This window comes from Spirillospora sp. NPDC047279 (genome assembly GCF_040643285.1).
Lineage (GTDB): Bacteria > Actinomycetota > Actinomycetes > Streptosporangiales > Streptosporangiaceae > Spirillospora.
Genome location: NZ_JBEYUA010000006.1, coordinates 282,801 through 307,298, shown reverse-complemented (window position 1 = coordinate 307,298; position 24,498 = coordinate 282,801). Strand labels below are relative to the sequence as shown.

The 24,498-nt window shown below is 71.1% G+C and carries 23 protein-coding genes; 14 read left to right on the top strand and 9 right to left on the bottom strand.

The features are described from left to right. Positions 1 to 40: 40 nt before the first annotated feature. The 9 genes from ABZ810_RS17635 to ABZ810_RS17595 all read left to right on the top strand — a co-directional run bounded on the left by ABZ810_RS17635 (position 41) and on the right by ABZ810_RS17595 (position 10,279). Positions 41 to 1,672 carry an FAD-binding oxidoreductase gene (locus tag ABZ810_RS17635; RefSeq protein WP_358404402.1) on the top strand — a complete coding sequence of 544 codons (1,632 nt, stop codon included), beginning with the start codon at positions 41 to 43 and terminating at the stop codon, positions 1,670 to 1,672. Positions 1,673 to 1,679: 7 nt separating this feature from the next. Continuing rightward, the gene (locus ABZ810_RS17630; protein ID WP_358404038.1) at positions 1,680 to 2,564 is read left to right on the top strand and encodes a YegS/Rv2252/BmrU family lipid kinase; all 885 of its coding nucleotides are present in this window, start codon (positions 1,680 to 1,682) and stop codon (positions 2,562 to 2,564) included. A gap of 264 nt (positions 2,565 to 2,828) precedes the next feature. Further along, the gene (locus ABZ810_RS17625; RefSeq protein ID WP_358404036.1) at positions 2,829 to 3,227 is read left to right on the top strand and encodes a YccF domain-containing protein; all 399 of its coding nucleotides are present in this window, start codon (positions 2,829 to 2,831) and stop codon (positions 3,225 to 3,227) included. A 167-nt stretch (positions 3,228 to 3,394) separates the two neighbouring features. Further along, the gene (locus ABZ810_RS17620; RefSeq protein ID WP_358404035.1) at positions 3,395 to 4,111 is read left to right on the top strand and encodes a DUF485 domain-containing protein; all 717 of its coding nucleotides are present in this window, start codon (positions 3,395 to 3,397) and stop codon (positions 4,109 to 4,111) included. After that, complete coding sequence (locus tag ABZ810_RS17615; protein WP_358404033.1) at positions 4,108 to 5,829, top strand: cation acetate symporter; 1,722 nt, start codon at positions 4,108 to 4,110, stop codon at positions 5,827 to 5,829. The genes ABZ810_RS17620 and ABZ810_RS17615 overlap by 4 nt, the downstream gene beginning before the upstream one ends. Positions 5,830 to 5,913: 84 nt before the next feature. Further along, positions 5,914 to 7,458, top strand: a complete 1,545-nt coding sequence (locus ABZ810_RS17610) for a metallophosphoesterase (RefSeq protein WP_358404032.1) — start codon at positions 5,914 to 5,916, stop codon at positions 7,456 to 7,458. Positions 7,459 to 7,660: 202 nt separating this feature from the next. Continuing rightward, complete coding sequence (locus ABZ810_RS17605) at positions 7,661 to 8,158, top strand: DUF4234 domain-containing protein (protein ID WP_358404031.1); 498 nt, start codon at positions 7,661 to 7,663, stop codon at positions 8,156 to 8,158. 156 nt (positions 8,159 to 8,314) lie between these two features. Next, positions 8,315 to 10,027 carry a bifunctional 3'-5' exonuclease/DNA polymerase gene (locus ABZ810_RS17600; RefSeq protein WP_358404030.1) on the top strand — a complete coding sequence of 571 codons (1,713 nt, stop codon included), beginning with the start codon at positions 8,315 to 8,317 and terminating at the stop codon, positions 10,025 to 10,027. A gap of 12 nt (positions 10,028 to 10,039) precedes the next feature. Then, positions 10,040 to 10,279: a hypothetical protein gene (locus ABZ810_RS17595; protein WP_358404028.1), complete on the top strand. Its 240-nt coding sequence runs from the start codon at positions 10,040 to 10,042 to the stop codon at positions 10,277 to 10,279. Between the two features lie 23 nt (positions 10,280 to 10,302). Here the strand turns inward: ABZ810_RS17595 and ABZ810_RS17590 are convergent, their stop codons facing one another. From ABZ810_RS17590 to ABZ810_RS17565, 6 genes are all read right to left on the bottom strand, one after another. Next, positions 10,303 to 11,559 (bottom strand): flavin-dependent oxidoreductase, encoded by a 1,257-nt coding sequence (locus ABZ810_RS17590; RefSeq protein WP_358404026.1) that lies wholly within the window; start codon positions 11,557 to 11,559, stop codon positions 10,303 to 10,305. A gap of 70 nt (positions 11,560 to 11,629) precedes the next feature. Next, positions 11,630 to 12,433, bottom strand: a complete 804-nt coding sequence (locus tag ABZ810_RS17585; RefSeq protein ID WP_358404025.1) for an ABC transporter ATP-binding protein — start codon at positions 12,431 to 12,433, stop codon at positions 11,630 to 11,632. Between the two features lie 6 nt (positions 12,434 to 12,439). Then, entirely contained in the window at positions 12,440 to 13,756 is a 1,317-nt protein-coding gene (locus ABZ810_RS17580) for a flavin-dependent oxidoreductase (RefSeq protein WP_358404023.1), read from the bottom strand. Continuing rightward, positions 13,746 to 14,549, bottom strand: a complete 804-nt coding sequence (locus tag ABZ810_RS17575) for an ABC transporter permease (RefSeq protein ID WP_358404021.1) — start codon at positions 14,547 to 14,549, stop codon at positions 13,746 to 13,748. Before ABZ810_RS17575 ends, ABZ810_RS17580 begins: the two co-directional genes overlap by 11 nt. After that, positions 14,546 to 15,328 carry an ABC transporter permease subunit gene (locus tag ABZ810_RS17570; protein ID WP_358404019.1) on the bottom strand — a complete coding sequence of 261 codons (783 nt, stop codon included), beginning with the start codon at positions 15,326 to 15,328 and terminating at the stop codon, positions 14,546 to 14,548. Before ABZ810_RS17570 ends, ABZ810_RS17575 begins: the two co-directional genes overlap by 4 nt. Continuing rightward, on the bottom strand, positions 15,325 to 16,302 hold the full coding sequence (locus ABZ810_RS17565) for an ABC transporter substrate-binding protein (protein WP_358404018.1): 978 nt from the start codon (positions 16,300 to 16,302) through the stop codon (positions 15,325 to 15,327). The genes ABZ810_RS17570 and ABZ810_RS17565 overlap by 4 nt, the downstream gene beginning before the upstream one ends. Before the next feature lie 461 nt (positions 16,303 to 16,763). Between ABZ810_RS17565 and ABZ810_RS17560 the strand changes: the two genes are divergently transcribed. From ABZ810_RS17560 to ABZ810_RS17545, 4 genes are all read left to right on the top strand, one after another. After that, positions 16,764 to 20,066, top strand: coding sequence for a nitrate- and nitrite sensing domain-containing protein (locus tag ABZ810_RS17560; protein WP_358404017.1), 3,303 nt, complete (start codon positions 16,764 to 16,766; stop codon positions 20,064 to 20,066). After that, complete coding sequence (locus ABZ810_RS17555) at positions 20,063 to 20,509, top strand: roadblock/LC7 domain-containing protein (protein WP_358404015.1); 447 nt, start codon at positions 20,063 to 20,065, stop codon at positions 20,507 to 20,509. The genes ABZ810_RS17560 and ABZ810_RS17555 overlap by 4 nt, the downstream gene beginning before the upstream one ends. Positions 20,510 to 20,538: 29 nt before the next feature. Beyond that, positions 20,539 to 20,964, top strand: coding sequence for a DUF742 domain-containing protein (locus tag ABZ810_RS17550; RefSeq protein ID WP_358404014.1), 426 nt, complete (start codon positions 20,539 to 20,541; stop codon positions 20,962 to 20,964). A gap of 88 nt (positions 20,965 to 21,052) precedes the next feature. Then, positions 21,053 to 21,625 (top strand): ATP/GTP-binding protein, encoded by a 573-nt coding sequence (locus ABZ810_RS17545; protein ID WP_358404399.1) that lies wholly within the window; start codon positions 21,053 to 21,055, stop codon positions 21,623 to 21,625. 154 nt (positions 21,626 to 21,779) lie between these two features. On the opposite strand, the gene ABZ810_RS17540 is transcribed toward ABZ810_RS17545, so the two are convergent. Beyond that, positions 21,780 to 22,412 (bottom strand): DJ-1/PfpI family protein, encoded by a 633-nt coding sequence (locus ABZ810_RS17540; protein ID WP_358404012.1) that lies wholly within the window; start codon positions 22,410 to 22,412, stop codon positions 21,780 to 21,782. A 3-nt stretch (positions 22,413 to 22,415) separates the two neighbouring features. Then, positions 22,416 to 22,589: a hypothetical protein gene (locus tag ABZ810_RS17535; protein WP_358404010.1), complete on the bottom strand. Its 174-nt coding sequence runs from the start codon at positions 22,587 to 22,589 to the stop codon at positions 22,416 to 22,418. Between the two features lie 84 nt (positions 22,590 to 22,673). Here ABZ810_RS17535 and ABZ810_RS17530 point away from each other — a divergent pair, with 84 nt between their 5' ends. After that, complete coding sequence (locus tag ABZ810_RS17530) at positions 22,674 to 23,315, top strand: TetR/AcrR family transcriptional regulator (RefSeq protein WP_358404009.1); 642 nt, start codon at positions 22,674 to 22,676, stop codon at positions 23,313 to 23,315. A 302-nt stretch (positions 23,316 to 23,617) separates the two neighbouring features. Here the strand turns inward: ABZ810_RS17530 and ABZ810_RS17525 are convergent, their stop codons facing one another. Beyond that, positions 23,618 to 24,223, bottom strand: coding sequence for a DJ-1/PfpI family protein (locus ABZ810_RS17525; protein WP_358404008.1), 606 nt, complete (start codon positions 24,221 to 24,223; stop codon positions 23,618 to 23,620). Positions 24,224 to 24,498: the final 275 nt, after the last annotated feature.

Below are 24,498 nucleotides of genomic sequence, written 5' to 3'. Positions count from 1 at the left end.
CACGACGACGGACGACACATACAGGGGAGGCGCGGTGGACATGTTGTGGAGCGGCTGGGGCGACCCGGCCAAGGCCACGCCACTGCCGGAGCCGGTGGCCGGGCTGTTGCGCGACCTGCTCGGAGTCAGGCCCGCCGACGGCGCCCCCGTCGCCCTCGAAGACGTCCGGCCCTGTAGTTCACGGCTGGACGAGGCCGCGCTGGCCGCGCTGGGCGAGGCCGTCGGCGCCGCGCACGTGCGGACCGACGACGAGGCGCGCGTCCGGCACACGCGCGGCAAGTCCACCCCCGACCTGCTGCGGATCCGCGCGGGCGAGACCTCGGACGCGCCCGACGCCGTCGTGCTGCCCGGCACCCATGACGAGGTGCTGGAGGTGCTGCGGATCTGCACCGGGCGCCGCATCGCGGTCGTCCCGTTCGGCGGCGGCACGTCGGTGGTGGGCGGGCTCGCCCCGCAGGGCATCTCCGCGTTCGTCGCGCTCGACCTGCGCCGGCTGGACGCGCTGGTGTCGGTCGACGAGGTGTCGCGCACGGCGGTCCTCCAGCCGGGCCTGCGCGCCCCCGAGGCCGAGGCGCTGCTCCGCGAGCGCGGCTACACGCTCGGGCACTTCCCGCAGTCGTTCGAGTGGGCCACGATCGGCGGGTTCGCCGCGGCCCGGTCCAGCGGCCAGGCGTCGGCGGGCTACGGGCGCTTCGACGAGATGGTCGTCGGGCTGACCGTCGCCACCCCCGAGGGCACGCTGGACCTGGGCCGGGCACCGAGGTCGGCCGCCGGGCCCGACCTGCGCCAGCTCGTGCTCGGCTCCGAGGGCGCCTTCGGCGTGATCACCTCGGTCACCGTGAAGATCCACCCGGTGCCCGCGTCGGCCGCGTACGAGGGCTGGCGGTTCGCCTCCTTCGACCGCGGCGCCGCGGCGCTGCGGCGGCTCGCCCAGGACGGGCCGAGGCCGGTCGTCCTGCGGCTCTCCGACGAGGCCGAGACGATGATCGGGCTCGCCGACCCCGGCGCGATCGGCGGCGGCCTGCCCGACGCGGCCGGATGCCTGGCCGTCGTCGGCTACGAGGGCACGCCGGACGAGATCGCCGCACGCCGCGCGGCGACCCGGGCCGTGCTCTCCGAGGCGGGCGGCGAGCCGCTGGGCGACGGGCCGGGGGAGAAGTGGGAGCACGGCCGCTTCAACGCCCCGTACCTGCGCGACTCGCTCCTGGACGTCGGCGCGTTCGTCGAGACGCTGGAGACCGCCACGTTCTGGTCCGGCGTCCCGGCCCTGTACGAGGCGGTCAAGGCCGCGCTCACCACCACGTTGGCGGACGCCGGCACGCCGCCGCTGGTCATGTGCCACATCTCGCACGTCTACCCGACCGGCGCGTCCCTCTACTTCACCGTCGTGTCGGCCTCGGGGGTGGCGGGGCCCGGCCAAGGGGGCGAAACACAGGGGGAGGGGGACGCCCTGGCGCACTGGGAGAAGGCCAAGCACGCCGCCAACGACGCGATCATCGCCGCCGGCGGTACGATCAGCCACCACCACGGCGTCGGCACCGACCACCGCGACTGGTACGCCCGGGAGATCGGGCCGCTCGCCATGGACGTGCTGCGCACGGTCAAGCACCGGCTCGACCCGGCCGGGATCCTCAACCCGGGCATCCTCGTCCCCCCGGCCGGTCAGGAGTGAGCCCCTCATGAAGACCCGCACCTTCACCGCCGTGGTCAACCCGACGGCGGGCGGGTCCGCCTCGGCGGCCACGCTGATCCCCCTCGCCAAGCTGCTGCGCGAGGCGGGGGCCGAGGTCGCGGTGGAATACAGCCGCGGCCTCGAGCACGCCACCGCGCTGGCCCGCGGCGCCGCGGCCGCCGGGCACGTCGTGCTGGGCGTGGGCGGTGACGGGATGGTCGGCTGCGTGGGAGGCGCGCTGGCCGGCACGGACGCGGTGTTCGGCATCGTCCCCGCCGGGCGCGGCAACGACTTCGCCCGCCAGCTGGGCGTCCCCGGCGACCCGGCGGCGCTCGCCCCGCTGCTCCTCACGGGCGAGCCGCGGCCGGTCGACACCATCGAGGCCAACGGCACGCCGGTGCTGGGCAGCGTGTACGCGGGCGTCGACGCCGTCGCCAACGACAACGCCAACCGGACCCGGCTGCTGCGCGGGTCGGCGGCCTACTACGTCGGCGCGCTGCGGGCGATCGCGACCTGGCGCCCGGCCGACTACCGCATCACCGTGGACGGCGAGGTGCACGAGCGGCGCGGCTACACCGTCGTCGCCGCCAACTCCGGCTACTACGGCTTCGGCAAGCACATCGCGCCGGACGCCGAGGTCGACGACGGGCTGCTGGACGTCGTCCTCATCAAGCACGCGCCCCGGACGATGTTCTTCGCGGTGATGCGCGAACTGGAGAAGGGCACCCACGTACGCCGGCCCCAGGTCGAGGTGCTGCGCGGCCGCGAGGTCCGGATCGAGCTCACCACCCCGGGCCGCGTCCTGCCGTACGGGGCGGACGGCGAACTCCCCGGTGAGCTCCCCGTCACCGCTCGGATCATGCCCGGTGCCCTGCGGATACTGGCGCCCTGACAGATTTTGGCCTCGCCTTCTGATCGGTTTACGAAGCCATTACGGATCACTGGATAGCGTTCCCCTACGTCCCGTTTTCGGGACCTTCGGACGTCTGCGGAGGCATCATGGGAGGCGCGAGTCGCCGTTCTGGGGGGACCCATGATGCCCGCAGACGCCCCGTACGTGGTGGGGCGCCGGCGCTCACGGGGGTGGCCCCGGCGCCCGCCACGATCTTCGGCGCGGTACGCGACGGATCATCGGCGAAGGCCTAGAGTTACTGCCGTGCGCACCCTGCTGAACATCATCTGGCTTGTCCTGTCGGGGTTCTGGCTGGCCGTCGGCTACGCGTTCGCCGGCATCATCTGCTTCATCCTCATCATCACGATCCCGTTCGGCATCGCCTCGTTCCGGATCGCGCTGTTCGCGCTGTGGCCGTTCGGCAACACCGTCGTCAAACGCTCCGGTGCCGGGGCCGGATCGTGCGTGGGCAACGTGATCTGGCTGGTCGTGGCGGGCTGGTGGCTGGCGCTCGGCCATGTGGTCACCGGCGTGGTGTTGTGCCTGACGATCATCGGGATCCCGTTCGGCATCGCCAACTTCAAGCTCATCCCCGTCTCGCTGTTGCCGCTCGGCCGGGAGATCGTCTCGACCGGCGACACGCGGACCTTCGCGGTGGAATGACCCTGGATCGGCCCGCGTTTCGGCGCCGCCGAGGGGTGTGACGCCTGCGAATTGTGTGACGCAGATCTCAGAGTGGCATCGAGCAGGCATCGACCAGGTCTCCGACCTTCTGGCGCCAACCAAGTTCTTGGTCAAATGGCCTGCACTGGCCACGCCGGGGTCGCGTCATGATCATGCTCCCCGGTGAGATTGGCGAGGAGATCTTTCCTCCGGAGGTGTGCGTGACAGCGGATACGTCAGGCCCAGGGCCGACGGGCGCCGGCAACGGCCCGATCGACAACGGGGTCTATCTTCAGCTGAGTGAGAGCCCGGAGTTCAAGCGGCTCCGGCATGCCTTCCGTCGCTTCGTCTTCCCGATGACCGCGGCGTTCCTGACCTGGTACCTGCTCTACGTCGTGTTGTCGGCCTACGCGCGCGACTTCATGAGCACCAAGGTGATCGGTGAGATCAACGTCGCGTTGATCTTCGGTCTGCTCCAGTTCGTCTCCACCTTCCTCATCGCCTGGGCATACGAGCGGTACTCCAGCCGCACGCTGGAGCCGATGGCCGACGCGGTCCGGGCGATCACCCCCGCCAGCGTGCTGCCTGCCGCCGGCGCCACGGCGGAGGCTCCGGCCGAGGAGACCCCCGCCGCGGAGGCCCCCGCTGAGGAGCCGCCCGCCGGGGAGCCGGAGGCTGAGGAGCCTGCCGCCGAGGAGGCGCCGGCCGAAGAGTCTCCCGCCAAGGAGACACCGGCAGAGGAGACACCGGCTGAGGAGCCGGCCGGCGAGACCGCGGCCGAGGAGGGCGCGGCCCCGGCGAAGCCCGGTGAGACCGAGCCGGAGGCGACCGGGAAGCCGGACGCCACCAAGAAGCCGGACGCCGGCGAGGAGGAGGGCAAGTGAACCAGCTCCTGGCCGCGCCGGTGCTGGCGCAGACCGACAACGAGCACCGCACCTTCTCCCTGATCCTGTTCGCCGTCTTCGTGGCGATCACCCTCTGGATCACGGTCTGGGCGAGCAGGCAGAACAAGACCGCCGCGGACTACTACGCCGGCGGCCGTTCCTTCTCCGCGTTCCAGAACGGCCTGGCGATCGGCGGCGACTACATGTCGGCCGCCTCCTTCCTGGGCATCGCGGGACTCTTCGCCCTGTCCGGGTACGACGGGTTCCTCTATTCGATCGGCTTCCTCGTCGCCTGGCTGGTGGCGCTGCTCCTGGTCGCCGAGATGTTGCGCAACTCCGGCCGGTTCACCATGGCCGACGTGCTCGCGTTCCGGATGAGGCAGCGGCCGGTACGCGCCGCGGCCGGCATCTCCACCATCGTGGTGAGCATCTTCTACCTGCTCGCGCAGATGGTCGGCGCGGGCGCGCTGGTGTCGCTGCTCCTGGGCACCGAGGGCGAGGCCGCCAAGGTCTGGACGATCGTGGTCGTCGGCGCGCTGATGATCTTCTATGTGACGGTCGGCGGCATGAAGGGCACCACCTGGGTGCAGATCGTCAAGGCCGTCATGCTGATGACCGGTGCGCTGATCATGACGGTCTGGGTGCTGTCCAAGTACAGCTTCAACCTGTCGACGCTGCTCGACGCCGCCGCCGCCAAGAGCGGCAAGGGCGAGGCGTTCCTCCAGCCCGGCCTGAAGTACGGCGCCACCGACATGTGGTCCAAGCTCGACCTGCTGTCGCTGGGGCTCGCCCTGGTGCTGGGCACCGCGGGCCTGCCGCACATCCTCATCCGCTTCTACACGGTGCCGACCGCCAAGGCCGCCCGCAAGTCGGTCAACTGGGCCATCGGCATCATCGGCGCCTTCTACCTGATGACGCTGGTCATCGGCTTCGGCGCCGCCGCGCTCGTCGGCAGCGACGCCATCAAGAAGGCCAATCCGGGCGGCAACACCGCGGCACCACAGCTGGCGGAGGAGCTCGGCGGTGGTGCGGGATCGACGGGAGGCGCCGTCTTCCTGGCCATCATCGCGGCGGTGGCGTTCGCGACGATCCTCGCCGTGGTCGCCGGGCTGACGCTGGCGTCGTCGTCCTCGTTCGCGCACGACCTGTTCGCCAACGTGTTCAAGCGCGGCAAGGTCACGGAGAAGGACGAGGTGCGGGTCGCGCGGATCGCCGCGCTGGTCATCGGCGCGATCGCGATCATCCTGTCCATCTTCGCCCGAGGGTTGAACGTGGCGTTCCTGGTGGCGCTGGCGTTCGCGGTCGCGGCGTCGGCCAACCTGCCCACGTTGCTCTTCTCGCTGTTCTGGAAGAGGTTCAACACGCGCGGCGCGGTCTGGGGCATCTACGGCGGCCTGATCTCGGCCGTCGTCCTGGTGCTGCTGTCGCCCGTCGCGTGGGGCGGTGCCTCGGAGACCAAGCCGGCCGTCAAGCTGAACGCCACGCAGGCGGAGAAGTGCGGCGTCCCGGTCGCCTCCAAGGAGGTCGGCAACGCCGACGCGCTGTTCTCCTGCACGACCAAGGCGCCGTTCCCGCTCGAGAACCCGGGGCTGATCTCGATCCCGATCGGGTTCCTCGCGGCGGCGATCGGCACCGTCACGGCGCGGCGCCGTCCCGAGGACGACGGGCTCTACGCCGAGCTCGAAGTCCGCGCGCTCACCGGGACCGGCGCCCACTAGGGGCGTCCGGCGCCGGCGGCGCTTGACGTACAGATCACCTCCGGGACAGGGTGTGCATAATCCCTCACCCCCCGGAGGTTTTCTGTGCATGCCGAGGACTCGGTGGCGCCCGGGCGGCACACGCCCGACAACTCCCGCGTCTCGGAGGCGGGAGCGGGCTGGGTCTGCGGTACGCCGGGCACCTTCACCAAGCTGATGCCCGACGACCGGGCGCCGGGGTTCTCGTGGCGGCGTCCGACGGTGTTGTGGCGGTCGCGCAACGACGTGATCGCGCGGCTGTTCGGCGACCCGTCCGACGGCATCCGCCGCCGGTGCGTCGCGGCGCTGACCGAGCGTGGCACGCCGGCCGCGTTCACCATGCACCGTTCGACGCCGGAGTTCTCGTTCCTGCTGCTCGGCGACACCGGGGAGGGCGACCGCTCGCAGTACGCGGTGGTGCCGCCCGCGCTCGCGGCCGGCGGCGACGCCGACTTCATGGTCATCGCGAGCGACGTCATCTACCCGACCGGCGAGATGGCCGACTACGAGAGCAAGTTCTTCCGCCCGTACAAGGACTTCGCCGGGCCGATCTACGCGATCCCCGGCAACCACGACTGGTACGACGGGCTGCGGGGTTTCCTGCGGGTGTTCTGCAACCTGGACGTGGGGTGCGAGCCGGAGCCGTGGGCGGGCACGCTGCGGTTCCTGCCGCGGTTGTTGTGGCGCAGGTCGGGCCCGGTCGACGAGGAGGCGCTGGCGAGGGCGCGGGCCGAATACCGCGCCCGGCCCGAGCAGCGGGCCGCCCAGCCGGGACCGTACTGGGCGATCGACACGCCCTCGCTGCGCATCGTGGGCATCGACACCGGGATCACCGGCGGCATCGACCGCGACCAGGGCGCCTGGCTGCGGGAGATGTCCGCCGGGCCCAAGCCCAAGCTGCTCATCACCGGCAAGCCGCTGCTCGTCGACGACGGCGCCAAGCCCGGACCCATCGAGGACGGCGGCACCGTCGACGAGATCGTGCGGGACCCGGCGCACAACTACGTCGCCGCCATCGGCGGGGACACGCACAACTACCAGCGTTACCCGGTGCGCACCGACGACGGCCGCACGATCGAGTACGTGGTCTCGGGCGGCGGCGGCGCGTTCATGCACGCCACGCACATCATCCCCAAGACCAGGCTGGTCGAGGAGGACCGGTTCCGCTGCTACCCGCTGCGCGGCGACTCGTTGTCGCGCTACAGCCAGATGTACGGCAGGTGGCTGCGCATGCCGCGGTTCTTCGCGCTCACCCCGGCCGAGGCGACGGAGGCGGTCAGGCACCGGCTCGGCATCCGTCCCGCGCGCGGGTACGAGGACCAGGCGCCGCCCTCGTTCCGCGCCCGTGTCGTCGCCGCGCTGCTGGGCGTCCCCGACTCCCGCGTGCGCCGCACGAGGTGGCTCCGCCTGCCGGTGCGCAAGCTGCCGCAGAAGTTCCGGTCCGAGCTCGCCGACTGGGACAGGCCGCCGTTCTTCAAGAGCTTCCTGCGGATCGACGTCACCGCCGAGTCGGTGCGCATCCGCTGCTTCGCGGCGAGCGGCTGCGGCGACCACGAGGCCGACCCGCCCTGCGAGGACGAGGTGCACATCCGGCTGGAGCATCGGCATTAGGGCGGACCAGGTGCACTAGCTGCACTAAAGGACCGCTCAGCTGGAAATACGAAAATCTCGCACTAAAGCACGACAATCTTGCTGATGTAGCGCCCTTGATCGTCGGGCTGTCGTACAGTCTGATCTCACCCCCGCATGACCGCATGACCGAATTCGTCGGGACTGCGTCCGGAACTCGGCCGCAGCCACAGGAGTGCAGAGCATGAGCTACCCGCAGCAGGGTCAGCAGTCTTTCCCGCAGTCGCAGCAGGGCGGGCACGCCCCGGCCCCGGTGAACAAGCAGGGTCCGGTCGCCCAGGCCGCCGGGCTCAACATGAAGCGCCGCAACCCGGTCGGCGCCTGGCTCGGGCTGCCGATCATCACTTTCGGCATCTACGGCCTGGTGTGGTTCTTCAAGGTCCACAAGGAGCTCTACGAGTACGACCGCCGTGTCGGCGACTCCTCCGTCAACGCGATCCTCTCGCTGCTCTTCGGCGCCATCACGCTCTACATCTGGCCCCTGGTGGTCTACTGCAAGCTGGGCGGCCGCATCGCGCAGGCGCAGCGTGCCGCGGGCCTGCCCGCGACCTGCAGCGGCGGCGTCGGGTTCCTCCTCGGGATCTTCGGCTTCGGCGTGCTGTACTACCAGATCCAGCTCAACAAGGTCGTCGACCGGTACGGCGACACGCCGCCGGGGCAGCAGGTCTCCCTGGTCGCCTGAGGCCGCGCCGGCTGAGGCCGCGTCGCCCGCGAGCACCGAGAGCCGCACCCCTGACGGCTTTCCTGGAACCGCGCCGGAACCCCTCCGTGCCCCTCACGGGCACGGAGGGGTTTTGCGTTCGCGCGTTCTGTCGGTGCGCGGCGGCAGAATGGGCAGGTGAGGATCGCGGTCGCCGCCGGCGCGGACGGCGGGGGAGAGCTGCGGCCCCTCGCCGAGGACGGCACGCCCGCCGGCCCCGCCGAGACGGTCGCCGACCTGGTCACGGCCATCGCCGACCGGGAGCGGAGCGGGGCCCCGCGCTGGGTGTGGCCCGCCACCGCGCGGCTCTACCCCCGGCTGGTGCGGGCCGGGGTGCGCGTCGCCCGCTGCCACGACCTCGAGCTGGTCGAGAGCCTGCTGCTCGGCCACGCGGGCCACTACGGCGAGCCGCGTTCCGTCCGGGCCGCGTGGGCGCGGCTGCGCGGCGAGCCCGTCCCGGCCGACCCGCTGCCGGCCGGGGAGCTGCCGCCGCAGGCCTCGCTCTTCGACGACGCCGTTCCGGCCGATCACGACGAGCTGGAGCAGGTCGTCGCGGTGCACGCCGAGCAGCAACGCCGCATCGCCGCGCTCGACGGCTTCGCCCTGCTCGCCGCGGCCGAGTCGGCCGGCTCGCTGGTCGCGGCCGAGATGAGCCACGACGGGCTGCCCTGGTCGGAGACCGAGCACGACGCGCTCCTCACCGAGCTGCTCGGCCCGCGCCCGTCCGGCGGCCTGCGCCCGCGCAGGCTGCAGGTCCTCGCCGACCGCGTCAGCGCCGCGTTCGGCGGCCGCGCGCACGTCAACCCCGACTCGCCCGGCCAGATCGTCAAGGCGTTCGCGTCGGCCGGCGTCACCATCACCTCCACCCGCGCCCACGTGCTCAAGGGGCTCGACCATCCGGCGGTCCCCGACCTGCTCGAATACAAGGAGCTGTCCCGGCTGCACACCGCGCACGGCTGGACGTGGCTCGACACGTGGGTGGCGGGCGGCCGGTTCCGTCCCGAGTACGTCGTCGGCGGCGTGGTGTCGGGCCGCTGGGCCACCAACGGCGGCGGCGCCCTGCAGATCCCGCGCGTGCTGCGCAGGGCCGTCGTCGCCGATCCCGGCTGGTCGCTGGTGGTCGCCGACGCCGCGCAACTGGAGCCGCGCGTGCTCGCCGTCCTCGCCGGTGACCGCGCCTTCGCCAAGGCCGCGGCCGAGGGCGACCTCTACGCCGCCCTGGCCCCGGCCTTCGGCGGCGCCCGCACCCCCGCCGCGCAGCCTCCCGCCGGCGATCCCGCCGTCGCGGAACGTCCTGCCAAGGAGATGACCGCCCGCGACAAGGCCAAGATCGCGTTGTTGTCGGCGATGTACGGCGGCGGCACCGGCGAGGCCGTGCAACTGCTGGGCATCCTCAAAAACCGGTTCCCCGACGCGTTCGCCTACGTCGAGGCGGCGGCCCGCGCGGGCGAGCAGGGCCGCCTGGTGCGCTCCAGGCTCGGACGCACCTGCCCGCCGCCGTCCGCGGGGTGGCGCGAGCTGACCTCCACCGGCGACGACACCAGCGCGGGGCAGGCGCTGCGCAGCCGCGGACGCTTCACCCGCAACTTCGTCGTCCAGGCGACCGCCGCCGACTGGGCGCTGGCCCTGCTCGGCTCGCTGCGCCGCCGCCTCACCGCGCTCGGGCCCCCGCGCCTGGTGTTCTTCCAGCACGACGAGGTCATCGTGCACACCCCCGCCGACCTGGCCGGCGAGGTCGCCGCCGCCGTCCGCGAGGCCGGTGAGGAGGCCCGCCGGCTGCTCTTCGGCGACACCCCGGTCGTGTTCCCCATGGAGATCGCCATCGTCGACCGCTACGCCGACGCCAAATGACTTCTGGGCGTCGTGGATCTCGTCGATCTCCTCGTCGGTCAGGGCCGGCATCTCGAGCCCCTGCCGCGTCAGCAACGCTCCCAGCGCCCCGATGGTGAGCGCCTGCCCCTCCTGGAGGGCCACCACCCTGCGGGTGAGGGCGTCGACCTGCGTCTCAGCGTCGTCCAGGCGAGCGGCCCGGCCTTTGACGATCATCGTCGGCTTGGAGCGGAGGGAGTTGCCACGCGCATGACCTTGTCCAAAGGCTCCTGAGCGTTGTCCTTGGTTGTGGGATCTCAGCGGGGAGCGGTCCAGGAGGGGCGGGTGTTGAGGGCCTCGACGTCGGCGAACGAGGTCCGGCGGTAGGCACCGGTGATCTCGGTGAGCTCGGCGGGGGTGAGCACGTCCTCGATGCGGGCGAAGCCGCCGGGCGCGCGTTCGGCCACCGTGTGCAGCACCCTGTCGGCGGGCATCGCGCGGTTGGCGAGCACGATCCGGTTGACCGGCTCGCGGCGGGCGCGGTCGTAGGCGGCCAGCCCCCCGGCGGGCGAGGCGGCGCGGGCCAGCTCGTACGCCAGGACGCGCGCGTCGAGGATCGCCTGGGAGCCGCCGTTCGAGCCGATCGGGTACATCGGGTGGGCGGCGTCGCCGAGCAGCGTCACCCGGCCGCGGCTCCAGAACGGCAGCGGGTCGCGGTCGACCATCGGGTACTGCAGGATCGTGGCGGTGGCCTTCAGCAGCGCGGGCACGTCAAGCCAGTCGAAGCGCCAGCCGTCGAAGTGGGGGAGCACCTCGTCGAGGTCGCCGGCGCGGTCCCAGGCGGCGGGGCCCGGCGACCCCTCGGGCAGCCGCACCTCGGCGACCCAGTTGACCGTCGCGCGGCCGCGCTCGACCTCGCTGCGCAGCGAGATCGGGTAGGCGACGAACTTGGCGCGGGTGTTGCTGCCCGCCACGGCCAGGGTCCGGCCGGTGAGGAACGGCTCGGCCTCGGTCACCCCGCGCCACATCCGGATGCCGTTCCACAGCGGCGGCGGTTCGCCCGGATGCAGGTGGGCCCGCACGCGCGAGTGCAGGCCGTCGGCGCCGACGAGCACGTCGGCGGTGACCGCGGCGACGTCGCCCCGGTCGAGCAGCCGGGCGCGAATCTCGCCGCCGGCCTCCTCGAACGCCTCGAGTGTGATGGCCTCCCGCACGGCGGCGCCGCCGAGCCGCTCGCGGGCGGCGGTCAGCAGGAGCATCTGCAGGTCGCCGCGGTGCACCGAGTACTGCGGCCAGTGGTAGCCGAGCGCCCGGCCGCGCGGCTCGCCCCAGATCCGGCCGCCGTGCCGGTCGAAGTGCACCATCTCGCCGGTCGGGATCGCGGTCGCGGCCAGCGCGTCGCCGAGACCCAGCTCGGTCAGCTCCCGCACGGCGTGCGGCAGCAGGTTGATGCCGACGCCGGACGGGCCGAGCCGCGCGGCCGAGTCGACGACCAGCGCGTCGATCCCGGCCGCGTGCAGGCTCAGCGCGGCGGTCAGCCCGCCGATCCCCGCACCGGCGATGAGCACCCGCATTGGTCACGCCCCCGTTCCCCGTCCGGGCTTGTGCGTCCTGCTCGCCGTCCGTCCTAGTGCGGGCGGCGCGTCACTTGGACTCGACGTCGACCCTGGGCTCGTGCGGCAGGGCGTCGCCCGCGTTCTTCAGCCCGCCGCGCACCAGCTTGCCGACCTCGGCGCGGAGCCGGACGAACTCCGGCTCGGCCCGGGTGGTGATCTGGTCGCGCGGGGTGGCCAGCGAGACCGCCAGCTCGGAGCGGATGCGCCCCGGGTTGCGGCCGAGCACCACGACCCGGTCGCCCACGTACACGCTCTCGTCGATGTCGTGGGTGACCAGGAGGATCGTCATGCCGTCGGTGCCGCGCACGTTCAGCACCAGGTCCTCGAGGTCCTCGCGGGTCTGGGCGTCGACCGAGCCGAACGGCTCGTCCATCAGCAGCAGCGCGGGCCGGTAGGCCAGCGCCCGCGCGATCGAGACGCGCTGCTGCATGCCGCCGGACAGCTGCCAGGGGTACTTGGACCCGGCGTCGGCGAGGTCGACCGACTTCAGCGCCTCGGCGGCGGCCGCGTGCCGTTCCTTGCGCGCCATGCCCCGGCGGCGCAGCGGCAGCGCGACGTTGTCGCGGACGGTCAGCCAGGGCAGCAGCGAACGGCTGTACTCCTGGAACACCACCGCGAGGTTGTCGGGCACGCCCTCGATCGGGGTGCCGTTGAGCACCACGCTGCCGGAGGTCGGCCGGATCAGCCCGGCGATGCAGCGCAGCAACGTGGACTTGCCGCAGCCGGACGGTCCGACGATGCTGACCAGTTCGCCCTCACCCACCTTCAGGTTGAGGTCGGACAGGACGACGTGGTCGCCGTAGCTATGGGTCAGTTCGCTGATTTCGAGCATTGTCCTTCACCTGGCTCGGCGTTGATCGGGGGTGACGGCCCAGGGCGACGTGCGGTCGAGGTCGTCGGTGTGGGTGATGTGCTGGTAGCCGTTCGCGAGCGGCGCGAGCTCCTCGGGGGTGAGGACGTCGCCGACGCGGTCGAAACCGTCCGGCGCGCGTTCGGCCACCGTGTTGAGGATAGTGTCGCCGGGATTGTTGCGGTTTGCGAGGACGATCGCGTTCACCGCGTCCCGCCGGGCGGCGTCGTACGCGGCGAGACCCGCCGCGGCCGAGTCCGCGCGCGCCAGCTCGAACGCCAGCGCCCGCGCGTCCAGGATCGCCTGCGAACCGCCGTTGGAGCCGAGCGGGTACATCGGGTGCGCGGCGTCGCCCAGCAGCGTCACCCGGCCCCGGCTCCAGAACGGCAGCGGATCGCGGTCCACCATCGGATATTCGAGGATCTCCGCGGCGCCGCCGATGAGGCCGGGCACGTCCAGCCACGGCACGGTCCAGTCCGCGAAATGGGGGAGCACGTCCTCCAGCCGGCCGGGACGGTTCCAGTCGGCGGTCTCGGTGAGCTCGTCCCGGGGGATCGTGATCTCGCCCAGCCAGTTGAGGAGCGCGCGGCCCCGGTCGGCGGCCTCGCGCGAGATCGGGTAGCAGACGAACTTGGTCCGGAGGTTGGTGCCGAGGACGGCCATCGTGCGGCCGTCCAGGAACGGGTCGCCCTCGGTGACCCCGCGCCACAACCGCACCCCGTTCCAGCGCGGGGCGCCCTCGTCGGGGAAGAATCCCCTCCTGATCGTGGAGTGCAGCCCGTCGGCGCCCACCAGGACGTCCGCGCTCTCCTCGGACTCGGCCCCGCTGTGCTGGTCGCGGAGCCGCACGGTCACGCCGCCGGGGGACTCCTCATATCCCAGCACCGCGGTACCGGTGCGCACCGCGTCCTTGCCCAGCCGCTCGCGCACCGCGGCGAGCAGGATCATCTGCAGCTCGCCGCGGTGCACCATGTACTGCGGCCAGGCGTAGCCGAGCCGGATGCCGCGCCCCTCGCCCCAGACACGGTTGCCGTGCCGGTCGAAGTGCACGAGCTGCTCGGCGGACAGGCCGGTGGCGTCCAGCGCCTCGCGCAGCCCGAGGTCGGTGAGTTCCCGCACGGCGTGCGGGAGCAGGTTGATGCCGACGCCGAGCGGGCGCAGCACCCGCGCGGAGTCGACCACCTCGGCCTCGATGCCGGCGGCGTCCAGGGCGAGCGCGGCGGTGAGCCCGCCGATGCCCGCCCCGGCGATCAGGACGCGCGTCCCATGCGTCCCCTGCCGCGTCCGGCGCCGGTCAGGCGTCATTGCGGCGGACACCGGAGTGCCACGCCAGGACGCGGCGCTCGACGAGCATGAAGATCAGGTTGAACATGCAGCCGAGGATGCCGAGCAGCACGATGCCGGCCCACATGTCCGCCATCTGGAACGTCTGCTGCGCGGTGGTCAGGTGCTTGCCGATCCCGCCCACGGCGCCGATCAGCTCGGAGATGACCATCAGGATGAGCGCGAAGCCCAGGCTGACCCGCAACCCGGCGAAGATCTTCGGGGACGCGGAGGGCAGGATCACCCGGCGCAGCCGCAACCAGCCCGACACCCCGAACACCCGGGCCGTCTCCAGCTGGAGCCGGTCCACCGAACGGACGCCGTCGGCGGTGTTGAGCAGCACCGGCCAGATCACGCCGAACGCGATCGTGGTGATCGACAGCGGCGAGCCCAGGTCGAGCAGCGCCAGCAGGAACGGAATGATCGTGGGCGGTGGGACCGACCGGCCGAACTGCAGGACCGGGTCCAGCACGTCGCCCAGCAGCTGCGACCGGCCGATCAGCACGCCGAGCACCACGCCGAGGACGGCGGCGATCGCCCACCCGCTGAACAGGTTGGTGAAGCTCGGCTTGAAGTCCTCGATGGCCTTGTCGGTCAGGAAGAACTGACCGGCGGGGCCGGAGAACCACATGGTGTGCAGCGCCTTGACGATCTTCGACGGCGGCGGGAAGAAGTCGTCCTTCCACGCGCGGGTCGCGATTTCCCAGGCGGCGATGACGAGGACGAGCAGCCACAGCCGGCTGACGACGCGCAGTCCGCGCAGCACCGAGCTCATGCCGCCTCCAGCGTCTGCGCCGTGTGCCAGCGGAACGTCCGGCGCTCCAGTGCCACCAGCAGCGCGTTGGCGATGACGCCGAGGACTCCCGCCCACACGGCGCCGGCCAGCATCAGGTCCGGCCGTCCGCCGCCCGACTGGCTCTCCATCAGGAATCCTCCGACGCCCTCGCCCGCTCCGGCGAACAGTTCGGTGCTGACCACGACGACCAGGCCGACCGACGCCGCGATGCGCACGCCGGTGGCGGCGAACGGCGCCGCGCTCGGCAGGCTGACCCTGAGCAGGACCGCCGCCTTGCCGAAGCCGAAGCTGCGCAGCGTCTCCTTCGCCACCGGGTCCACGTCGCGCAGCGCGTAGAGGGTGTTGATGAGGATCGGCCAGCTGGCCGCCCAGAACACCAGCGACATCTTCGACTGGGTGACCGAGCTGAAGCTGACGATGGCCAGCGGGATGAGGGCCAGCGCCGGGATCGGCCGCAGGAACTCCACGACCACGCGGGCCGCGTTGTTGAGCCAGGGCGTGAGGCTCAGGACCAGCCCCAGGGTGACCGATGCCAGCGTGGCCAGCAACAGGCCGCCGAGCCAGGCGCGAATCGTGCCGGCGACTTCCGGAAGGAACTCGCCGTCACCGGCCAGCTCGACGGCCCGCAGGAGCACCGTGCTCGCGGGCGGCACGTCGTCAGGGTCGAACGGGCCGAAACGAGTGGCCAGTTCGGCGATGACGACGGCGCCCGCGATCCCGGCGGCCCCGCGTACGAATCGGGTGCCGCGTCGTGTCATCCGGTCTGCAACACGATGGTCTTGGCGTCGAACGGCTCCTGGAGGTAGCCGAACTGCTTCATGACGTCGGCCACGCGCTGGATGCGGGTGGCGCTGGTGGAGGTCGGGTAACCGTTCAGGGTCACCACGCTCACCAGCTGCGGCGGCATCTTGGTGAACTTCGACATGGCCTCCTGGAGCACCGCGCGGTCGGACGCGACGGCCTGGGCCTTGGCGAAGGCGCGCTGGAACGCGGCCACCGTCTTGGGGTTCTCCGCGGCGAACTCCTCGGTCGCGGCGAAGCCGGTGATCGGGAAGTCCTTGGTCGGACCGCTGGAGAAGTCGGTCAGGATGCGCGCGCCGATGGACTGCTGCATCTGGGTGACGAACGGCTCCGGCACGACGACCGCGTCGACCTTCTTCTGCTTCAGCAGCTGTTCCTGGTTGGGGAACGGGGCGACGACGACGTCCTTCTTCTCGTCCACCTTGACGCCGAAGGGCTCCAGGGTGGCCCGCAGCAGCAGGCTGTTCTGGTTACCGATCGCGTTGGTGCCGACCTTCTTGCCCGCCAGGTCCTTGGGGGACTTGATGGGGGAGTCCTTGGGGACCAGGACACCGTTGAGGTTCTTGGTCATCGAGGACGCCTCGGAGACGATCTTCAGCTTGTAGGTCTTGCTGGCGTGCGCCTGGATGATGCCGACGTGGCCACCGTGCGCGAGCTGGATCTGCCCGCTCTTCAGAAGCGGCAGGGCCTCGGCGGCACCGGTGACGGTACGCAGCTTCACGTCCAGGCCCTCGGCCTTGAAGAAGCCCTTGTTGATGGCGATCTGAACCGCGGCGCCCTCAGTGATCGGCATGACGCCGACGGTGATGGAGGACTTCTCGAGGCCGTTCGCGGACTTCTCGCCGTCCCCGCCGCACGCGACGAGGGACAGGGCGAGGCCGGCGGCGAGGGCGATTCCGAGCGAGGTACGACGGGGTCGAGCGAACCTCATGAACGCTCCTTCTACATGACGAATGGGGAAGTCAGCCGGACGGAGCGGGGGGTAAGGACCGTCGCGACATGATCGTCCGGGACTGTAGCGCAGTGGTCTGGACCGCCGTGGTCAAAGCCGGGATGTTTACGCAATGGAGACACGAGACGGGCATTTGCCCCAAAACGGGACAAAGGTGATGAAGTCTGAAATGAGAATCTTCGGGTTGGTTGTTGGGATTACTCTGTGCTCCAATGGCCCACGCCCCAACAGGTGTCAGTGGTCACGGGCGCCCCTGCCGGACCGGACCGGCATCTCCGGGTCGAAGCCCCAAAAGCCGTGAGAGGTGATGGAGGGAAGTGCGACCGGCAACCGAAGTGGACCGCCCAGCGGTCCCTGGAGCTGAGTCCCTCCGGAACAGCGCCGCCGAACAGGCAGAACGCCGCTCCGGCTCAGGGCGGTTCCGCCTTGCGAACTGGCGCGTGGCGACCCGCCTCGTCGTGCTGATCCTGATTCCCGCCATGGTGGCCGGCGTTCTCGCCGGGCTGCGCATGCGGGACGCGATGGGCGAAGCCGACGTGTACACGCGGATCGAGCGCTTGGCCACGCTGGGTGACCGCGTGGCCGGGTTGGTCCACGAGCTCGAGGACGAACGCGACCTCACCGTGAGCCGCCTGACCCTGGCGCAGGCCGTCAAGGAAGAGGACCTCGCCGCCCAGCGGGCCGCCACCGACCAGGCCGCCCAGCGGGTGCGCGGGGTCGTCGGCGGGATCGACGGCGCGTACTCCGAGGCGGTCCTGTCCCGGGTCAGCGACATCCGCTACCGGCTCAACACGCTGCCCGACCTGCGCAAGATGGCGAGCCAGCCGACCGCGTCGGCGTTCTCCACGCTCGAGATCTACGGGCAGGTCATCTCCTCGCTCCTGGCGTTCGACGACCTCATCGCGGAAGGCAGCCCGAACTCGCGGCTCGCCGAGAGCTCGCGCGCCTTCGCCGCGATCGCCCGCGCGAAGGAGGGCGTCTCCCAGGAACGCGCACGCGTCAGCGTCGCGCTGCTGTCGGGCGGTTTCGTCAACGACACCGACCGCGAGCGCGTGCAGGCCAACCGTGCGCAGCAGGACACTCAGGTCGGCCTGTTCCGCGGCACAGCCAACACCGGCCAGAGACAGCGGTACGAGGACACGGTCACCGGCCCGGAGACGGGCGAGGTCGAGTCCATCTTCCAGCAGGTGATCGTCGGCTCCGGTGACTCGGCCAGCCTCTCGGTGCGCCCGCTGCGCGCGCGTGACCAGGCGCGGTGGAACGAGTCCATCTCGACGCGCATCGAGCAGATGCGCCAGGTCGAGCAGGGCGTCGCCAAGGACCTGGTCGACACCAGCGGGTCCCTCAAGGACGACGCCTGGCGGGCCGGGATCATCGACGGCATCGTGCTGCTGCTCGGGTTGCTGCTGGCCGGCGCGGCCACCGTCATCATCGCCCGGTCGCTGGTCCGGCCGCTGCGCCGCCTGCGCGACGGAGCGCTCGAGGTCGCCGGCAGCCGGCTGCCCGGCCTGGTCGACCGGCTCCGCGACCCCGAGGCCGCCGCGGGCGGCATCGAGGTCGACCCCATCGACATCGACTCCACGGACGAGATCGGCCAGGTGGCGCGAGCGTTCGACGAGGTCCACCGCGAGGCGGTCCGGCTGGCGGCCGACGAGGCCGTCCTGCGAGGCAACATCAACGCGATGTTCGTCAACCTGTCGCGGCGCAGCCAGTCCCTCATCGAACGCCAGCTGCGGCTCATCGAGGAGCTGGAGCAGAGCGAACGCGACGAGGAGCAGCTCGCCAACCTGTTCCGGCTGGACCACCTCGCCACCCGCATGCGCCGCAACTGCGAGAACCTCCTCGTTCTCGGCGGCCAGGAGCAGGTGCGCCGGTGGAACCGCCCCGTCCCGCTCATCGACGTCGTGCGCGCCTCGCTCTCGGAGGTCGAGCAGTACGAGCGCGTCGCGCTGCGCGTCCAGGGCGAGATGACGGTCGGCGGCCCGGTGGTCAACGACCTCGTGCACCTCCTCGCCGAGCTGGTGGAGAACGCCACGGTGTTCTCGGCCGAGAGCACCAAGGTCACCGTGTCCGGCCAGCTGCTCAGCGGCGGCGGCGCGATGTTGCAGATCACCGACAACGGTGTGGGCATGTCGGTGGAGGAGCTCGAGCAGGCCAACTGGCGGCTCGCGAACCCGCCGGTCATCGACTTCTCCGCGGCCCGCCGCATGGGCCTGTTCGTGGTCGGCCGCCTGGCCGTCCGGCACGGCATCCGGGTCGAGCTGCGCGCCGCCCAGGGCGGCGGGCTCACCGCGTTCGTCATGCTGCCGGACCAGGTGGTCAGCTCCGGCGCGTCCGGTGGCGTGGGATCGCGCAACTTCGGCGCCGGCGGCCGCGAGATGGACAGCCAGCCGCCGACGTTGTCGCCCGGCGCGGGCAGCCCGCTGGCGCTCTCCGCTCCGGCGGTCGGTTCCGCCGGCGCGTTCCGGCAGTCGGGCAACGACGACCGGTCGCCCAACGGCCCGGTGCCGAGGCCGCGCGAGACCGGGCCGCAGCCGTCTCTGCAGGACCTGGGTTCGCGCGGGTCGTACCAGGAGCCCTACGACTCGCGCCCGTCCTACCAGGACGCGCCGCTGACCTCGTACCAGGACGACCCGCGCCCGTCCTATCAGGACGACCCGCGCCAGTCGTACCAGGACCCGCCCCGTTCGTACCAGGACGACCCGCGCTCCCTGTTCCAGGACCAGCGGCCGCCGTACCAGGAACCGCCGCGTCCCCCGTACCAGAACACCGGGCCACTCCCGGTCGTCTCCAACAACACCGGCCCGTTGCCGCGCATCCAGGGCACCGGACCGCAGCAGATCGTGTCGCCGCTGGAGTCGGCCGAGGGCCGTACCGGAGGGTTGCCCATCCGCGAGCCCGGTGCGCAGCACCCGTCCCGCGTCGAGCCGCCGAGCCAGACGGGCCCGTTGCCCGCCGTGCCCGACCCCCGGCACACCGGCCCGCTGCCGGCCGTGCCCGAGGCACAGCCGCGCATGCCGGAGCGGCAGGCGCAGGAGCCCAACCGGCGTCAGGTGTCGTGGGAGACCGGGCCCCAGCCCGCACTGCCCGCGGCGCAGGGGTGGAACGAACCCCCGCAGCAGCCCGGCGGCCTCGGCCAGGGACTCGGCCAGGGTGGTCCCGGCCAGGGACTCGGCCACGGCGGCCCCGGTCAGGGCGGCCACGGCGGTGGGCCCCGGCAGCCCGCGCCGTTCACACTCGAAGAACCCGTCCACGAGGCGCCCGCTCCCGAGCCCGTCGTGCGGTCCGAACCCCCGCGGCGTGTACCTGAGCGGTCACCTATCTTCGACGCGATGCAGTCGGAGTGGTTCCAGCGCAGGTCCGACGTTGGGGGAGGCATGGATCCGGTCAAGGGTTGGGAGTCACCCGCGGACGCGGGGTTCCAGGCCGCCGAGGCGGTGCGGGAGCCCGTCGCGAGCAAGAAGACCTCCGTCGGGTTGCCCAAGCGGGTGCCCGGCAAGAACCGGGTCCCCGGCGCGGTGACGGCGCCGGCGACCCAGCCCGGCGGCCAGGCCGGGGCCCCGGCGGCGCAACCCCCCGCGCCGCGCCAGGGCCAGTCGGCCGACGTCGTCCGGAACCGTTTCGCCAGCCTGCAGCGGGGCGTCCACCGAGGACGCTCCGGGCAGGGGTACGGCGGAACGGGCGAGAGCACAGGTGAGGGTCCGTCGCCGCAGGGCGGCGGAGAGACAGGAGGCGACCTGTGAGCGGGCAGGATCTCAACTGGCTGGTGACGAACTTCGCGGACCGGGTCCCCAAGGTCGCGCACGCCGTCGTGGTCTCCTCGGACGGTCTGCCCATGGCCTACTCGGCCGGGTTCCCGCCCGAGCGTGCCGACCAGCTTTCGGCGATCGCGTCGGGGCTGATGAGCCTCACGCAGGGCGCGGCGAAGATCTTCGACGCGGGCGGCGTGAGCCAGACCGTGGTCGAGATGGACCGCGGGCTGCTGTTCGTCATGTCCATCACCAACGGTTCGGTGTTCGCGGTGCTGGCGGCTCCGGACTGTGACCTCGGGCTCGTCGCGTACGAGATGACGCTGCTCGTGGATCGGGTGGGGCGGGCGTTGTCCCCGGCGCTGCGCACCGGGGGAGAGCCGCCGCACTCGGCACCCCCGGTGCCCGAGATGGGCGCCGGCCCGGCCCGGTACTGACCTGATTGACCTGGCGGAGGGTCGGCGTTATGGATGGCAGATATTACGGTGCCGGTCCCGGCGGCACCCCGGGGTGGGATGGTCCGCCGCAGGGCAGACCGGCTCAGGACGAGCCCGACTCCAGCTCGCTGGTGCGCCCGTACGCGGTCACCGGAGGCCGGGTCAAGCCCCGGTACGACCTGGCCATCGAGGCCCTGGTCACCGCGGCGCCCTACCCGCCGCGCGACGTCTCCATGCTGACGCCCGAATATCGGGCGATCATGGATCTGTGCCGGTCGGCGAGGTCGGTGGCCGAGGTCTCGGCCCTGCTGCGGCTGCCCCTCGGGGTGGCCCGCGTCCTCGTCGCCGACATGGCCCTCGAGGGACTGCTGCGGCTGCACCAGTCGCGCCCCGCCGGCACCCAGCCCGACCTCCGCTTGCTTGAAAGGGTTCTCAGTGGTCTTCGGAAGCTCTGATCATGGACCGGCCGGGGGGCCGCCGGGTGGTGTGCCGGGTCCGGGGGGCCCTGGAGGACCGGGTGGACCGGTCGGGCCGGACCCCGACCTGGTCTCGGTCAAGATCGTCGTAGGTGGCGGCTTCGGCGTCGGCAAGACGACGTTCGTCGGCTCGGTCTCGGAGATCATGCCGCTGACCACCGAGGCCGTGATGACCGCGGCCAGCGCGGACGTGGACGACCTGTCGGCGGTGCCCGACAAGACCACGACCACGGTCGCGATGGACTTCGGCCGCGTGTCGCTGGACAGCGAGCTGATCCTCTACCTGTTCGGCACGCCGGGCCAGCACCGGTTCTGGTTCATGTGGGACGACCTGGTCAAGGGCGCCATCGGCGCCGTGGTCCTGGTCGACACGCGGCGGCTGGCCGACTGCTTCGCCGCGGTGGACTACTTCGAGGAGCTCGGGCTGCCGTTCGTCGTCGGCGTCAACGGCTTCCACGGCGAGTTCCAGTACGCGGTGGACGACATCCGCGAGGCGCTCTCGATCAGCCCGCACGTGCCCATCGTCCAGTGCGACGCGCGCAGCCGCGAGTCCACCAAGCGGGTGCTCATCACGCTGGTGCAGCACGCCATGTCGATCCACGCGGGCGCGGGCGCGCCCGCCGCCGGCTACCCGTCCTGACGACGCCAAGCGCGCGGCGCCTCCGGCGCCGCGCGCTCTCCCTGGCCCGTCCCTGAGCAGTCCCAGGGGATGCCCAGGAGGAACTACTCGGACGGATTTCATCCTGTCACTCTCCCTCGCCCTGCGCGGACCTGCCGGGGCGCCTCTCCAGGCATCACCGCCACAAGTCGACGAGGCCGGAGAGGCGGTCCTTGACGTTCTGTGGGGCCTTGGAAAGGGAACCGGTGCCGAACGGCGGCTCTGGGTCGTACTCGATGAGGAGTTCGATGGCTTGTGCGGCCTCGGATCCGCTCAGTTTGGCGACGGCCTGCAGGGCCATGTCGATTCCGGCCGAGACCCCGGCTGCGGTGACGATCTTGTCTTGGAACACCACGCGTTGTTCGGTGGGCTCGGCGCCGTACCTGCGTAGTTCGTCGTAGGCCACCCAGTGTGTGGTCGCCTTCAGTCCCTGCAGCAGGCCGGCCGCCCCGAGGAGCATGGCACCTGTGCACACGGACGTGGTGTAGGTGGTGTGCTCATGGACTGAACGGATCCATTCGACGATGGGGTCGTTCTCGCGGGCCATCTGCCGGGTGATGTTGCCGCCGGGCACGACCAGGATGTCGGGGTTGGGAACGTCAGCGAAGGTGTGGTCGATGTCGAGGTGCAGGGTTCCGCCGTCGGCGAGCCGGCCCCTGCGTGCGGCGCACAGGACGACCTCGGCGTCGGGCATGTTGGCGAAGACCTGGTAGGGACCGATGGCGTCGAGAATGGTCAGTTTGGGGAACATGGCGATGGCGACCTGCATGGTTCATCCTCCTTCGGCAGAGATTTCTGTTGATGTTCGTGGGCAGTGGGCGGCGGCCAGGGCCTTGGTCACTTCGTGGTGCATCATCGCGAGCTCCCAGTTCTGGTTGGCCGGTCGGGCTGCGGCCTTGTTCTCGGTGTTGGCGATGGCCGCACGGCTGGCTGGTCGCTCGGACATGCGCCGATGGAGGCATGTTCCTGGACTTTGCCCTATACTTAGACGGTAGCTAATTTTTAGACTCTAGTCTAGGAGTTTGTCGAAGTGGCTCCGTCCGATCCCCTGGCCGACACCCCGGCTCCGGCTCCACTGGGCCGCCGTGAACGCAAGAAACTCCAGACCAAAGAGCGCATCGTCGATTGCGCCGTAGCCCTGTTCGCCTCGCGCGGCTACGACTTGACGACGATGGAGGACATCGGGGAGGGCGCGGACGTCTCCCGAGCCACGGTCTTCAACTACTTCGCCCGCAAGGAGGACATCGTCATCGAGGTGTTCGGCCGACGTCGCGCCAGGCTCGCCGAACTCGTCGCAGAGGCAATGGAACGAACAGGCGACACGCCCGGCAGGCTCCACCATGTCTTGACCGGCCTGGTCGGGCTCTACCAGGACGAGCCCGCCGCCGGACGGGCCATCTTGCGCGCCTGGCTGCGCGCCGGCGGTCCTCTGATGCCCAACGCCGCTGACAGCGCGGCACTGTTCACCGAGATCGTCCGTGCGGGTCAGGTGCAGGGCGACGTCCCGCCTGATCTCGATGTCACCCTGGCCGGTCTGGTCATCCTCGATGCCTATATAGGGGCGCTCTTCCGCTGGGTCGACGATGAGGACGGCCGGTACGACCTCGAAGAGAACCTGATGGCCACGCTCGACCTGCTACTCGCCGGTATCACCCGCGATTCGCCGACCTAGCCCGGTCGCCATGGCCTGCATGGCGCGCTGCCGTGCCTCTGACCTCAACGTGGCCCACTGGACGGAGTCACGCGGGCGAGACGGTCCTTGATGTTCTGTGGGGGCCTTGGAGAGGGAACCGGTGCCGAACGGCGGCTGTGGGTCGTACTCGATGAGGAGTTCGATGGCTTGTGCGGCCTCGGATCCGCTCAGCTTGACCACGACCTCCGCGCGCTGGTGGCTCCTCTCCGCTGAAGACGGGCGCTGGCCATGCATGCCTCCGCCGCCCTGGGATGCCGGGCGGCGGAGTCGGTAAACCTTGATCAGAGGGGTTCGTCGGCCTGATAAGGCGGAGCCGGGTCGTATTGCAGGTGGTACATGACCCTGCGAGCGTGGTCACGGCCGCGCAGGTGGCCGACGAGCCACACCGCCATGTCGATCCCGGCGGAAACGCCTTGGCTGGTCACCAGGTTGCCGTCGACGACGTAGCGGGCGTCCCGAACGATCGTGACCCCGCCGCGGGCCTCAAGCTCGTCCTGGTGCTCTTGGTCCGTTGCCACCCGGCGGCCGCGCGCGGGCCCAGCCTCATGCAGCAGGAATGCGCCGGTGCACACGCTGGTCACCCAGTTGACCTCGGCGGCCGTCCTCTTGATCCAGTCGATGACGACGGGGTTGGCCATCTGGGCCTCAACCCTCCCGCCGGGGACGAGGAGGACGTCCAGCGGGGGATGGTCGTCCAGGGTGTGGTCGGGCAGTACCCGCATGCCCTTGCTGCAGCGCACGGGGTCGGGCCGCTCGGCGATGAGAACGACGGTGTCGGCGTCGTCCCTTGCCCGTGAAGACGTGGTGAACACCTCCCAGGGGCCGACGAAGTCCAGCTCGTCGGCTCCCTCGAAGATCAAGAGCCCGTAGGTGGTCGTGTGCGTCATGTGCGTACTCCTTTTCTTGTCGAGGTTCTCGAGGGCTCCGAGGATGGTCAGTTCGGGGCGACCTGCATGGCACTTCCTCCCGACTGGTTGGCCGGTCGGGCTGCGGCCTTGTTCTCGGTGTTGGCGATGGCCGCACGGCTGGCTGGTCGCTCGGACATGCGCCGATGGAGGCATGTTCCTGGACTTTGCCCTATACTTAGACTGTAGCTAATTTTTAGACTCTAGTCTAGGAGTTTGTCGAAGTGGCTCCGTCCGATCCCCTGGCCGACACCCCG